Here is a 13,928-nt window from a genome sequence, read left to right on the forward strand (position 1 = left end):
GGACCGGCATTCCCACAGAAACGGCTTCAGCCCCTCCACTTGATCCTACCGGCATCAGCCGGTCAGTCATTCAGCGGAGCAATTCAGCGCAGGCCGCAATGAGCCCTGACTTGCGTGCTTTTTGTCTTTTCGATTCGAATCATATGTTTGCAAGTTTACTCGCCGGGGTTAATCCGTGTCGCGGCCTGGGGGCTTTAACGTTACGGCAAAGCGGCATTCCGTGGGGTCCTCTATAGATGGCCGGACGAGACAAGCGTGCGGGACGGCATCTGCTCCCTTCCCGGTTAATACATACCGGATATTCGGTAAAGCAGGCACTTTGCGGTTTTTGATGACGAGTTGGTGAGAGGTTGTTAAATAAATACCATGAAAACCGAAAAAAGGACGTTCCAAAGCCCAGAAAGGACAATGCGCTACAATGAAAAATATGAGCGCATATTGGAAGCCGCATCCGTCCTGATCAATGAGCATGGTGCAACCGGCATGACCTTTGCCGATGTTGCGCGTGATGTGGGGCTCAACACGACAAGCATCACCTATTATTTCCAGCGGAAAGAGCAACTCGCTGTCGCCTGCTACCATCGCTCAATTGACAGGCTGGAAAGCTTCATTGCTGCCGCAGAGCATCTCGAAACCGCGCGTGAGCGCATCAAGGGTTTTATCAACGCCAATTTCGAGGATCTGCTGAAAATCCGCATGGGAGAAGCAAAAAACTATGCCGGATTTTCGGAACTGCGGACGCTGAATGAAAAGGCGCAAGAAGAAACTCAGGCGCGGTACAGGAGTATGTTTCGCCGCCTGCGCGCGCTATTTGGGGTGCCTGCAAACGAGCGTGAACACCGGGCTTTCACAGCCCGTACCAACGTGCTGCTGGAAAACATGTACTGGTTGCCTGTCTGGCTGGAACGGTATGATATTCCCGATTTTTCGAGGGTGAAAGCCCGCATGTTCGATATATTCGATCATGGCATCGCCGCCACAGATCAAATCTGGTCGCCACATGATATTTCGCTCGATGCGGTCATTCCTGATGTCGTGGGCAAAAATTCGCTGGAAAATTTTCTGCGCGCCGCAACCATGCTGATTAATGACCGCGGGTATCGCGGCACATCGGTGGAACGGATCGCTGCGGAGATCAATGTCACAAAAGGCAGTTTTTATCATCATTTGAATGGCAAGGACGATCTGGTTGTTGCCTGTTTTCGGCGCAGCTTTGACATCATCGCGCGTTCACAGCAGACCGCCGACGAAGCCAAGGGTGGCTATTGGCCGCATTTGACCTCATCCATTGCAACCCTGCTCAAAGTCCAGTTCGCCAACGCCAGCCCATTGCTGCGCAGCACTGCCCGGCAATCGTTGCCTGCCCCGTTGCGTGCGCTGGTCTTCGACGAATCCACGAGGCTGGCCCGCCGCTATGCCGGAATGATGATGGACGGGATCGCCGAAAGCTCAGTCAGGCCGATCGACACGCTGATCGCCGCGCAAATGATTATGTCGATGCTGAATTCAGCATATGACGCACGGGCGTGGGCCAATCGCATGGCTCTGCCCGACGCTGTGGAACTCTATGCCACCACCATCATTTTTGGTTTGTTCCAGCCTGTCGCGGATTAAAGACCGGCTGCATGTAACGCTCTGGACTTGCGCACCATTCGCGTCAAATCTATAGAACAGCCTGGAATCGAATATCCGGTATGTCCATGTCGGGTCTTTGGAAGAGGAGACATCACCAATGCGCGACGCCGTCATCGTTTCTACCGCCCGCACGCCGATTGGCCGCGCTTATAAAGGCGCGTTCAATGCCACGCCCTCTCCTACACTCGCGGCGCATGCCATTCGTGCCGCGGTCGAGCGCTCTGGCGTCGATCCGGCCGAAGTCGACGATGTGGTATTCGGCGCGGCACTTCAGCAAGGCGTGCAAATGACCATAGGACGCACCGCGGCCCTGCGCGCTGGCCTGCCCGCTTCGGTCGCCGCCATGTCGATCGACCGTCAATGCGCTTCTGGTTTGATGGCGATTGCGACTGCGGCCAAGCAAGTGGTCGTGGACCGCATGGATGTGTGCGTCGCGGGGGGCGTTGAATCGATCTCTCTGGTCCAGACCAAGGAAATGCGTGTTGGGCCTGATCCAGAACTGCTCGCAATGGTTCCCACCGTTTACATGCCGATGCTGCAAACCGCCGAAGTCGTCGCCAACCGCTATGGCATCAGCCGTGACCGACAGGACGCCTACGCCTTGCAATCGCAACACCGCACGGCCGCCGCACAGGCAGCAGGCCGATTCGATGATGAGATTATTTCGGTTGCTGCCAAAATGGGCGTCATGAACAAGGAAACCGGCGAAGTATCGATGCGCGACGTCACCATCGCCAAGGACGAAGGCAACCGTCCCGAAACGACGCTTGAAGGCCTCTCCTCGCTTCAGCCGGTGATTGGAGAAAAGGGCTTCATTACCGCAGGCAATGCCAGCCAGCTAAGCGATGGCGCCTCAGCTTGCGTCGTCATGGAGGCGGAGATTGCCGCCAAGCGCGGATTGACCCCGCTGGGCCGTTATGTGGGCATGGCCGTGGCGGGTACGGAACCTGATGAAATGGGCATCGGCCCCGTTTTCGCGGTCCCCAAACTGCTCAAACGCTTTGGCCTCAACATCGATGATATTGGCCTTTGGGAACTTAATGAAGCTTTCGCAGTGCAGGTGCTTTATTGCCAGGATAAGCTGGGCATTCCCGATGATCGCCTCAACGTCAATGGCGGCGCCATTTCGATCGGCCATCCTTATGGCATGTCGGGTGCACGGATGACTGGCCACGCCTTGATCGAAGGCAAACGGCGGGGCGTCAAATATGTCGTCGTCACTATGTGTGTAGGCGGCGGTATGGGGGCGGCAGGGCTGTTCGAAGTTCTCTAGCTGCGGCTGAAAACCGAATAATGGGTCCGCTTGCCGGACCCATTTTCGTTCAATATGCCCGCCCCACCAGTACCCGTTCAACCGCTGGTGCACCCGTAAAAATGCATACGCCATCGGCGGGCGCAGCATTCAGCGGCACATTGCGCAGCGTCAGCTTCATGGCTTTCAGCGTTTCAACAACCTGATCGAGAGCAGCGCCCGTAGGCTTGCTCCACTGTACTTCGGCCCAACCACATTTCGGATTTGCGGCGAAATGCGCCTTCAACGCCGCGACATCGCTAATTGACCGATCAATGTTGGCTTTCAGAAAGGCTTCGGCCTGATCATGGAGCGATGCCTGAATAGACTCCAGCATCGCTGCTGCATCATCAATAAATGCTGCGCGTGAAAGGGTCATGCTGGCAAGCTTGCCATTATCGGCATAGAGTTGGTCGCGCCGCAGCACGGACACATTGTGCGCGGCAAGATCACGACCGCCGACTTCGACGATGATCGGCGCTCCCTTCTTGACCCAGTTCCAACGCTTGTTCGCGGCCTTGATCGCTTTTTTATCCAGCAAGGCCCGGACAGGTTCGCCAAAGACGGTCAATTGCGACAGCGCCACCACGATGTCCCGGCAATAGGCAAGGATGTCGTCATCTTCCGGCTGATCGCGCAGCATTGGCACCACGACGATTTGTTGCGGCGCAATGACTGGCGGTACGCGCAGCCCATCATCGTCGCCATGCGTCATGATAACGCCGCCGATCAGACGGGTGGAAACACCCCAACTGGTCGTCTGCGCCAGTTCCAGTTCGCCATCGCGGTTCTGAAAACGAATATTCTGCGCCCTGCTGAATGTCGTGCCCAGGAAATGTGATGTTCCGGCCTGAAGTGCCTTGCCATCCTGCATCATCGCTTCAATGGAAAAGGTCGCTTCGGCTCCGGGAAAGCGCTCATTTTCAGGCTTTTCACCAGCAATCACGGGCATAGCAAGCGCATTTTCCGAAAAGCTGCGATAGACTTCCAGCATTTTCAGCGTCTCTTCCCTTGCTTCCTCGGCGGACGCATGGACCGTATGCCCCTCCTGCCACAGGAATTCGCTGGTCCGAAGAAACATGCGGGTGCGCATTTCCCAACGAACCACATTCGCCCACTGGTTAATAAGAACCGGCAGGTCGCGCCAGCTCTGCACCCAACGCGAAAATGCTGCGCCAATGACAGTTTCGGATGTTGGCCGCACTACCAGGGGTTCTTCCAGCTTTGCCTCGGGATCGGGAACAAGCGCGCCGTCCTGCATGATCAGCCTGTGGTGCGTAACGACCGCCATTTCTTTAGCGAAACCATCCACATGCTCGGCTTCCTTGGCGAAATAGGACAGCGGGATGAACAATGGAAAATAGCAATTTTCATGTCCCGTCCGCTTGATTTCGGCATCGAGTAGCTTCTGTATGCGTTCCCAGATGCCATAGCCCCAGGGGCGGATCACCATGCACCCGCGCACGCCGGACTCTTCCGCAAGATCAGCCTCGCTGATAACGGCTTGATACCAGGCAGCGAAATCCTTTTCGCGTGTGACGGATAGTGCGTGTTTCAATGTGTCCCGACCTGCATAAAATGGCAAAACAGCCCAAAAGGCTTTACCCAGCCCATTAGGATTCAGATTGCAAGGAGTCGATACGCGAATTGCCCTTTCGCCGCACAAGCAACCGCTCAGCAACCTTAAAAGGGCGTTATTTGCCCAGTTTCTCGATTTTGGAATTCAGGGCTTCAAGCTGAGCCTTTAGCACAGCAATCTCATCATCCTTGGCTTCCGTCGATGCAGTTCCCGGCTTTTCCCCGGCCTTGCCCTTGAAAGCACTTGTGGCGACTTCGAGCATCTCCATGTTGCGTTTGGCGATTTCCGCGAAAGGCCCGCCGGAAAATGCGCCCTTCATCGCGTCCTGAAACTGGAGCTGGTTCTTGCGAAAGGCATCCATCGATGCTTCAAGATATTGCGGCACCATTGACTGCATTGAATCACCGTACATGGAAATAAGTTGCCGCAGAAAATTGACCGGCAACATATTGGTTCCGCGGGACTCTTCTTCCATGATGATCTGCGTGAGGACGTTGTGGGTGATGTCCTCGTTACTCTTGGCATCGACAACCACGAACTCCCTGCCTTCGCGGGTCATTTTCGATAGCAGGTCCAGCGTGATGTAACTGGAAGTTTCCGTATTATACAATCGGCGATTGGCGTATTTCTTGATGATGACAGGTTCCGAATCACCAGAAGATTTTGAGGCTTTTGCCATTACGTCCACTCCCGCCATTGAAGATATTGCAATAGCATCAAACCATGATGCGCCGCAACATGGTCCCCGTCCACTTCCGCTTTTTCTTGATGTCCTGTGGAGAGAGACCCAGAATGACACAGCTTTCAGGGTAAAGGCTTTGGAGGGTTTGAAAAAATATCAACGGGCAAAACGCACTAAACGCGAACTGAAGGCTGCAATTGTTGCAACTGCGGGATCGGCACGATTACTGCACTATGGTGGTGCGGGGCGGCCCATCATATTCGTGCCTTCCCTGATCAATCCACATTTCGTTCTGGATCTGTCAGACAGCAATTCCCTGATGGGCTATCTGCGTGAACGTGGCTTGAATGTTTATCTGGTCGACTGGGGCTTTCCCTCGGTGGAAGATCGAGAACTGGGTCTTGCTGACCATGTCGCACAACGCCTTCTCCCCCTGTTGGCGGATTTAAAAGAACCTCCCGTCCTTGCCGGCTATTGCCTTGGCGGAACCATGACGGCGGCAGCCAGCGCCATGATGGAAACATCCGCTTTGGTCATGATCGCGGCGCCATGGGACTTTGATGGTTTTCCGGCACCGGATCGGGAACGGATCATTGCCCTGTGGGACAAGGCCAAACCGATGTGCGAACGCCTTGGCTATGTACCGATGGAGGTGCTGCAAGCAGGCTTCTGGACGCTTGATCCAGGACGCACCATCCGAAAATATGCCGCGTTCGCCGACATGCCGGAAGGCTCCGACGCTGCCAATGCATTCATCGTTGTGGAAGACTGGGCCAATGAAGGCGCGCCCTTGACCTTTGCTGCCGGGCGCGACCTGTTTGAACGGCTTTATACTGCCAACGAAAGCGGCAAGGGGCAATGGCGGGTCGGCGACAAAATCATCGATCCTGCCAGCTTGCAATGCCCATTCCTCAACATCATATCTGATACCGATCATATCGTTCCCGCCGCAAGCGCCAGTCGCGGGGGCAAGGAATTGCGCCTTGAAAGTGGCCATGTCGGAATGATCGTGGGCGGTCGCGCCCGCGAACAACTATGGGCGCCACTGGCGGAATGGCTTTTGGAATCGACTTTGCGGTGATAAGGGCGACCGCAAACCACTCACTCTGAATTCAGGAAAGATGATTATGGCCGATATCGTCATTACCGCCGCCAAGCGCACGCCTGTCGGCAGCTTCCTTGGAGCGTTCGCAACAACGCCAGCCCATGAGCTGGGCCGCATCGCCATAGAAGCCGCGTTGGTTCAAGCGGGCGTTGCTGGCGAGGAAGTATCCGAAGTCATCATGGGACAGGTGCTGAACGCCGGTCACGGCCAGAACCCCGCCCGTCAGGCCGCCATGGCCGCCGGCATTCCCAAGGAAGTGCCCGCATGGGGCGTCAGCCAGGTCTGTGGCTCCGGGTTGCGTTCAGTCGCTTCGGCAGTTCAGGCAATCGCCAATGGTGATGCGAGCATTGTCGTGGCCGGCGGGCAAGAAAGCATGTCGATGTCCGCACATTGCCAATCGCTGCGCCAAGGCCAGAAAATGGGCAATCTGGAAATGATAGACACCATGATCAAAGATGGTCTGACGGACATCTTCAATGGCTATCATATGGGCATTACGGCTGAAAACCTTGCGGAACAATATCAAATAACCCGCGAGGCGCAGGACAGGCTTGCGGTACGTTCGCAAAATTTGGCGGAGGCTGCCCGCGCGGCAGGCCGGTTCAAGGATGAAATATCACCTGTCACGGTCAAAACGCGCAAGGGCGAAACCATTTTTGGCGATGACGAATATATCCGCGCCGGTGTTACGATGGATAGCGTGAGCGGCGTGCGTCCGGCCTTCAAGAAAGACGGCACCGTTACCGCAGCGAACGCCAGCGGTATCAACGATGGTGCGGCGGCGCTGGTGTTGATGACTGCAGAGGAAGCTGCGCGGCGCGGTGCGACCGTTCTCGCTCGTGTTGCAAGCTGGGCCCATGCGGGCGTTGACCCTTCCATCATGGGAATTGGTCCTGTTCCTGCGACAAAACGCGCACTGACAAAAGCAGGTTGGTCGGTAGGTGATCTCGACCTTATCGAAGCCAATGAGGCGTTTGCGGCGCAGGCATTGTCGGTGGGGAAGGAGCTTGGCTTTGATCCGGACAAGGTCAATGTGAACGGTGGTGCGATCGCTATCGGTCACCCGATCGGCGCATCGGGCGCGCGCGTCCTGACGACCCTCCTGTACGAAATGCAAAAGCGGAACGCGAGTAAGGGCCTTGCAACCCTCTGCATCGGCGGCGGCATGGGTATCGCCATGTGCCTTGAAAGGTGATCGCTTCCGGATTCAAGAAATTCGCACCATAATGAATATATATTGCTGCCAGATATCGCTCTCTACTTTCAGGCACAGAATGCCCGTCAGACCATCCCGGTTCTGGCGGGTATTTCTTTTATAACGCACCAGAAAAAATGGAATAAAGTTGACAGCAAATAATTGTTAATACACCATTCCTTCATGTGGAGACGTTTTTGCACTCTTGCTCAAGGAGCTAGTGATGCACCGAGAGTATATTAACGATCCTGCCGCTCTGCAGGATGCGATAGAAACCAAAAACCGTCTTGAAGCCATCGTCACGACGGCGATGGATGCGATCATTACGATCGACAATGATCACAATATCATATTTTTCAATCCTGCCGCGGAAACGATGTTCGGCATGGATAGCAGCAGTGCCCTGGGCCAACCTATTGCAAACTTCCTGCCTGAAAGATTTCGCGCGGCGCACGAAGCGCATATTCGTCGTTTCGGCAAAACGGGGGAAACCGGTCGGCGTATGGGTGCCCTGGGAGCGATCAGCGGACTGCGCGCCAATGGCCATGAATTTCCCGTTGAAGCCTCGATTTCTCAGGCAGTGGTCGGCAATGACCGGCTTTCGACTGTCATCTTGCGGGACATTACCGAACGCAAGGCCAATGAGGAAGCCCGGTCGTTGTTGGCGCGCGAAGTCGATCATCGGGCTAAAAACGCGCTCGCAATAGTGCAGGCACTTGTTTCGCTGACCAAAGCACCCACGCGCGATGCCTTTGTCGAAGCTGTGACAGGCCGCGTATCAGCACTTGCCCGCGCCCACTCGCTGCTGGCGGAAAATCGGTGGAACGGTGCGCGATTGCTAAAGGTTATTCAGGACGAAGTTATGGCCTATGAACGCCCCGGTCAGGTGCAGTATCATGGTCCTGATGTCATGTTATCGCCCAAGGCGGTTCAGCCTATCGGCCTTTTGATCCATGAACTTGCCACAAACGCTGTTAAATATGGCGCTCTGTCGACAGATCAAGGCCGTGTAGACATGGAATGGGAACTGCGTGACGGCGACCGGCTATCTCTTTCATGGCGTGAAAGCGATGGTCCTGAGGTAACTCCACCTGAGCAAAAAGGCTTTGGTTCCAATCTGATCACAACCGTGACCGGTCTGCAGCTGGGTGGCGAAGTGAATATCGATTGGGACCCGAAAGGCATTCATGTGTCAGCATATCTGCCGGCAAGCGTGATGCGATCGCAGGATTTCGATCCAGTTTTACCAAAAGCAGAAGACGACCCGTCATCATCCCAGGTGGACATGCACATGACAGGCAAGCTGCTCGTCGTTGAGGATGAAATGCTGATTGCCATGCAGATGACGGAATCACTCAGGGATGCTGGCTGGTCAGTTATGGGACCCGTCGCAACAATCGAGGAAGCCAACAAGCTATTGTCTGAGTCCAACCCTCCTGACGCGGCCATATTGGATATCAACCTTAATGGAATACCCGTTTACCCATTGGCTGAATCGCTTCGGCTTCGCGGTGTTCCGGTTTTATTTTGTACCGGTTATGAATCGCTCGACGCCAATAACAGGTTCGATGATTGCACCAGAATTCGTAAACCGGCAAATATTGCGCAATTGATCATCGCTGTACGGAATGCCATCGACAAGCAAAGGCAGGCAACGGGCGCCGCACTGTCCTGAACCATTGGATCATTGCCAGTAACGTTCAAGCCGCCTGCCCAGACCGGTCAGTAATTCATATTGGGACAATCCCGACAAGGCCGATGCTCGTTCCAATTGATAATCAATCGTGACCCAATCCCCCTCTTTCAGCTCCGGTTTCGAGGAGACATCGACAATCAGAAGATCCATCGAAACACGGCCTACGACCGGCAGGACAGTCCCATCGGTAGCCAGGGCCGCGCCCCTGCTGGAAAAATTGCGCAAATAACCGTCAGCATAGCCGATATTGAGGATCGCCAATTCCATATCATGTCGTGCAATCTGCGTGGCATTATACCCGATGCCATCGCCCGCCCCTATTGCCTTACGCTGCAATATCTGCGCCTCGGGAAAGGCAACTTGCCGGATATGCCCACGCGCTTCCTCACGCGGCACGCCCCCATACAGAGCAAGGCCGGGTCGCATGAGGTCAAAAGCATAGTTGCGGCCAAGGCAGATACCGGCGCTGTTGGCCAAGCTGTATCGCTCTGCGCTTATGGCAGAACGCAGATGGGAAAAACGCTCCAGTTGCAATATATTTAACGGATGATCCGTATCGGCACAGGCAAGATGGCTCATCAGTGTACTGATCTGCAGCCCATCCAGTACCTGTCCAAATGCCTGATCCATGCCCAGCCCAAGGCGATTAATGCCGGTGTCCGCCATGACATCGCATGGCCCACCCCCGACATCTTTCCAGCGTTGCACCTGCTGGGCAGTGTTCAGCACCGGCTTGACACCTGCTTGTCGAGCCACTGGCATGTCCTCTTCACGCAAGCCGTGCAATACGGACAGGCGCACCTCTTTTGCAAGCGGCAATAGCACCAACGCCTCTGCCCAGGTCGCGACGAAAAAATCGCGACAACCTGCATCTGCCAAATGCTGCAAAACGCCTGCCGCGTCCGTGCCGTAACCGTCAGCCTTGATTGCTGCGCCACAGGCTGCGCCACCGCCTTGGTCTCTCAACCATCGCCAATTGGCCAGCAGCGCATTTTTGTTGAGGCGCAAACGAAGGGGTGATGCAGGCAGGCTCATCGTCGATGCGATAGCGCGCCTAGCCAGCGGCGTCGAGTGTCCTGCCGCGTGTTTCAGGCAGACCGAACACCGTCACGACCAGAGCCATCAGGACAATGGCGAAGGTATACCAGAGGCCTGAATAGGGATCGCCCGTTCGCGCCACGATATACTGGCTCACCAACGGCAAAAATCCGCCAAAATAGCCAGTCCCGATATGGTAAGGGATCGACATCGAACTATAGCGGATGCGTGGTGGAAACAACTCCGACAATAGCGCTGCCACCGGACCGTAGGTCGCACCCGAAAGCGCACTCAAGATCAGAATTGCTACGATGATGATGGCTATATTACTGCCGGATGGTTGAACTTTTTCAAGATTGTAACCAGCCTGGCCAAGCGCCACCTCCAGCGCCTCACGGCTATTTTCCGGCACGACCATATTGCCGATGCGGATTTCAGTGTCCTGCGCTGAACCAGCATTGTCGACCGTCGTATAACTGAGCCCTCGTTTGGATAAGAGATCAAGCGCTCTGCCGCACTCTGTAGTCTGTTCTTTCGCAATAGGATTGAATGAACAATCGCTGCCCGACACCACGATGGGCGCTCGCTCTGCGGCGTCCGCGAGGCCAGGATTGGCGGCATTGCCCATCATGTGAAACAGGGGAAACAATAGCAAGAGCGTCGCGATATAGCCAAAGACAATCGGCTTTTTTCGGCCAATTTTGTCGGACAACCATCCAAAAAATACAAACCAGAACAGGCCCGCCATCGCGCCTACTCCGACGACGATTTCCGCAGTATTATTATCCATACGCTGCGAACCCGTCAGGAAAAACAGGACCCCGTACATGGCAGTATACCAGATGACGGTCAGACCGGCCGCAATGCCGAACAAGGCGACGAATATCCGGCGCTTGTTGCCCGGATAGGTAAAGCTTTCCTTTAGCGGATTAGCCGAAGTCTTGCCCGCTTCCTTCATCGCCTGGAAAACCGGGCTCTCATTAAGTTTCAGGCGCATGTAGAGCGATACGGCAAGCAACAGCAGCGAAAAGATGAAGGGAATGCGCCAGCCCCAGGAATCCCAGTCTTCCACGCTTAACATCGATTTGGTGCTCAGTACGACCAGGATCGACAGGATGAAGCCGCCGGCCACGCTTGCCTGGATAAAACTGGTGAAATAGCCGCGCCGACTCTCTGGCGCATGTTCGCTGACATAGATTGCCGCGCCGCCATATTCGCCGCCTAGCGCAAGTCCCTGCACGATGCGCAGCAATATGATGATAATGGGTGCAGCAAGACCAATAGCGGCGACGGACGGTACGAAACCGATAGCCGCGGTGGCCAGCCCCATCAAAGTGATGGTGACAAGAAATGTATATTTACGGCCCAGCTTGTCGCCCAGGTAACCGAACAACACCGCGCCTAATGGGCGAAAGCCAAAGCCGATCGCAAACCCGGCCAGGGAAAGGAGTAATTCCATCGTCGGATTGCCGGTTGGGAAGAAAACCCGGCCAATGATCGGCGCTAGCGTACCGTAAATGAAAAAATCATACCACTCGAACACCGTACCGAGCGAGGACGCCCCGATGACGAGCTGAATTTCCTTCCTGGTGGGTTCTTGCCCTCCCACGGCTGCGCTACTGGCCATACGCTCCCCTATTTGTCTTTATATCTGCTCAGCCTATTAGACGTAGCTGGTCTTGATGAGCAAGCCGTGAGAGTAGTGATTGCCGGTCTTTATTCCAGTTCCAATATCACAGCATCCACAGCAAGGCTTACCCCTTCCAGCGCTTCAATGGATTTGACTACGCCTGCTTTTTCAGCGCGCAGGATGTTTTCCATCTTCATCGCTTCAACAACCGCCAGCGGCTGACCGGCCTCCACCTTGTCGCCCGCCCCCACATGCAATGCGACGAGCAGCCCCGGCATAGGGCACAGCAGATATTTGGAAAGATCAGGCGGTATCTTTTCGATCATATGGACAGCATGTGGCGCAATATGAGCAGGCAAGACACGCACCTCGTGGCTTGCTCCATGCGCGGTCAGGCGGAAACCGGCGCGAATGGGTGCAATACGCACGGCCAGTGCTCGGCCATCGACTTCCGCATCGATCAGGCGGTCACCTGGCGTATATTCCATGCTGATGTCCAGCGGCTGCCCGTCAACCAGCACTTCATCGACTGAAATGCTGACGTCATGTTCGACGCCGGCAACCTTCACTTGCCAGGACGAGGGCGGCCGCAATCTTTTCCCAAGCTGTCCGTCGATCCGCCGCGCCCGATCGGCCTGAGCGGCCCCCGCAAAGGCTGCAATGGCGGCCAACTGACGCAATAACTCAGAACTTGCAGGCGCGCCTGTAAAACCGTCCGGATATTCCTCTGCAATGAATCCGGTCGTAATGGCTCCTTCACGGAAACGCGGATGCTGCATCAATGCCGACAGGAAATCGATGTTATGGCCCGGCCCGTCGATTTCGAAGCGGTCCAATGCATCGATTTGTTTGTCGATCGCCTCAATCCGCGTATCGGCATAGGTAATCAGCTTGGCGATCATCGGGTCATAGAACATGCTGACCTCGCCCCCCTCCACGACGCCATCGTCGACGCGCACACCCTCTACGGCAAGCGGCGGATTGTAACGGACAAGCCGCCCTGTGGATGGTAGAAAGCCGCGATAGGGGTCTTCCGCATAGACGCGGTTCTCAATGGACCAACCGTTGATCTTCACGTCTTCCTGGCGGAAGGAAAGCTCTTCACCATTGGCCACGCGGATCATCTGTTCGACAAGGTCAAGCCCTGTGATCTGCTCGGTCACAGGGTGCTCAACCTGAAGGCGCGTGTTCATTTCCAGGAAATAGAAGCCCTCGCCGGTCTTGTCCGCGCCCGATACGATAAGTTCGACCGTGCCGGCGCTGAAATAGCCTACGGCTCGGGCCAGCGCGACGCACTGCTCGCCCATCTTCTTGCGCATTTCCGGAGTAACAAAAGGCGACGGCGCTTCCTCGACGACCTTCTGGTGGCGGCGCTGGATCGAACATTCACGTTCATTCAGATAGACGATATTGCCGTGCTGATCGCCCAGGATCTGAATTTCGATATGTCGCGGGCTTTCGATGAATTTTTCGATGAAGACACGATCATCGCCGAAACTGGCCAGACCTTCGCGCTTGGTCGCTTCAAAGCCTTCGCGCACGTCCTTTTCGCTAAAAGCCAGCCGCATGCCTTTGCCGCCGCCGCCTGCCGATGCTTTCATCATCACCGGATAACCGATCTCGTTGGAGATACGCACCGCATGCTCGGTGTCATCGATCACTCCGACATAGCCAGGAACGACATTGACGCCTGCTGCCTTGGCAAGCTTTTTGGACTCTATCTTGTCGCCCATGGCCGCAATTGCGTTGGCGGGAGGGCCAACAAAGATAATCCCTTCCGCATCCAGCGCATTGCGGAAGCTCTCCCGCTCCGAAAGGAAGCCGTAACCCGGATGAACCGCATCCGCGCCAGTCGCCTTGCATGCCTCGATGATCTTGTCGGCCAGCAAATAGGATTGCGCGGCAGGCGGCGGACCAAGATGCACCGCTTCATCCGCCATCATCACATGCGGCGCACGGGAATCAGCGTCGGAATAGACCGCAACGGTTGCAATGCCCATCTTGCGCGCTGTACGAATGACACGGCAGGCGATTTCGCCACGGTTGGCGATAAGTATTTTTTTTATCATTCAAGTCC

Annotated in this window: 10 protein-coding genes and 1 pseudogene; 6 read left to right on the top strand and 5 right to left on the bottom strand. The window is 55.5% G+C overall.

The window, feature by feature from the left end; translation table 11 throughout:
* Positions 1-408 precede the first annotated feature (408 nt).
* Positions 409-1,614: a TetR/AcrR family transcriptional regulator gene (locus L3X40_RS13985; RefSeq protein WP_237366167.1), complete on the top strand. Its 1,206-nt coding sequence runs from the start codon at positions 409-411 to the stop codon at positions 1,612-1,614.
* A 118-nt stretch (positions 1,615-1,732) separates the two neighbouring features.
* Entirely contained in the window at positions 1,733-2,908 is a 1,176-nt protein-coding gene (locus tag L3X40_RS13990) for an acetyl-CoA C-acyltransferase (protein WP_237366168.1), read from the top strand.
* A 49-nt stretch (positions 2,909-2,957) separates the two neighbouring features.
* Here L3X40_RS13990 and L3X40_RS13995 read toward each other — a convergent pair whose 3' ends face one another.
* Together L3X40_RS13995 and phaR are read right to left on the bottom strand one after the other, a co-directional pair.
* Positions 2,958-4,484 carry an aminoacyl--tRNA ligase-related protein gene (locus L3X40_RS13995; protein ID WP_237366169.1) on the bottom strand — a complete coding sequence of 509 codons (1,527 nt, stop codon included), beginning with the start codon at positions 4,482-4,484 and terminating at the stop codon, positions 2,958-2,960.
* Positions 4,485-4,620: 136 nt separating this feature from the next.
* A complete protein-coding gene (gene phaR, locus L3X40_RS14000) occupies positions 4,621-5,184 on the bottom strand; it encodes a polyhydroxyalkanoate synthesis repressor PhaR (RefSeq protein ID WP_237366211.1) in 564 nt (187 codons plus the stop codon).
* A gap of 148 nt (positions 5,185-5,332) precedes the next feature.
* On the opposite strand from phaR, the gene L3X40_RS14005 reads away from it, so the two are divergent.
* The 4 genes and pseudogenes from L3X40_RS14005 (at position 5,333) to L3X40_RS14020 (ending at position 9,162) form a co-directional block, all read left to right on the top strand.
* Positions 5,333-6,268 carry an alpha/beta fold hydrolase gene (locus L3X40_RS14005; RefSeq protein WP_237366170.1) on the top strand — a complete coding sequence of 312 codons (936 nt, stop codon included), beginning with the start codon at positions 5,333-5,335 and terminating at the stop codon, positions 6,266-6,268.
* Between the two features lie 46 nt (positions 6,269-6,314).
* Positions 6,315-7,487, top strand: a complete 1,173-nt coding sequence (locus L3X40_RS14010; RefSeq protein ID WP_237366171.1) for an acetyl-CoA C-acetyltransferase — start codon at positions 6,315-6,317, stop codon at positions 7,485-7,487.
* A 310-nt stretch (positions 7,488-7,797) separates the two neighbouring features.
* Positions 7,798-8,079, top strand: a pseudogene (locus tag L3X40_RS14015) (PAS domain S-box protein); the annotation flags it as partial.
* 69 nt (positions 8,080-8,148) lie between these two features.
* Positions 8,149-9,162: an HWE histidine kinase domain-containing protein gene (locus L3X40_RS14020; protein WP_237366212.1), complete on the top strand. Its 1,014-nt coding sequence runs from the start codon at positions 8,149-8,151 to the stop codon at positions 9,160-9,162.
* A 9-nt stretch (positions 9,163-9,171) separates the two neighbouring features.
* Here L3X40_RS14020 and alr read toward each other — a convergent pair whose 3' ends face one another.
* The 3 genes from alr to L3X40_RS14035 form a co-directional block, all read right to left on the bottom strand.
* On the bottom strand, positions 9,172-10,218 hold the full coding sequence (alr, locus tag L3X40_RS14025; RefSeq protein ID WP_237366172.1) for an alanine racemase: 1,047 nt from the start codon (positions 10,216-10,218) through the stop codon (positions 9,172-9,174).
* 19 nt (positions 10,219-10,237) lie between these two features.
* Positions 10,238-11,848, bottom strand: coding sequence for an MFS transporter (locus L3X40_RS14030; protein ID WP_237366173.1), 1,611 nt, complete (start codon positions 11,846-11,848; stop codon positions 10,238-10,240).
* 89 nt (positions 11,849-11,937) lie between these two features.
* Positions 11,938-13,920, bottom strand: a complete 1,983-nt coding sequence (locus L3X40_RS14035) for an acetyl-CoA carboxylase biotin carboxylase subunit (RefSeq protein WP_237366174.1) — start codon at positions 13,918-13,920, stop codon at positions 11,938-11,940.
* Between the last annotated feature and the right edge of the window lie 8 nt (positions 13,921-13,928).

It is taken from the genome of Rhizorhapis sp. SPR117 (assembly GCF_021742065.1).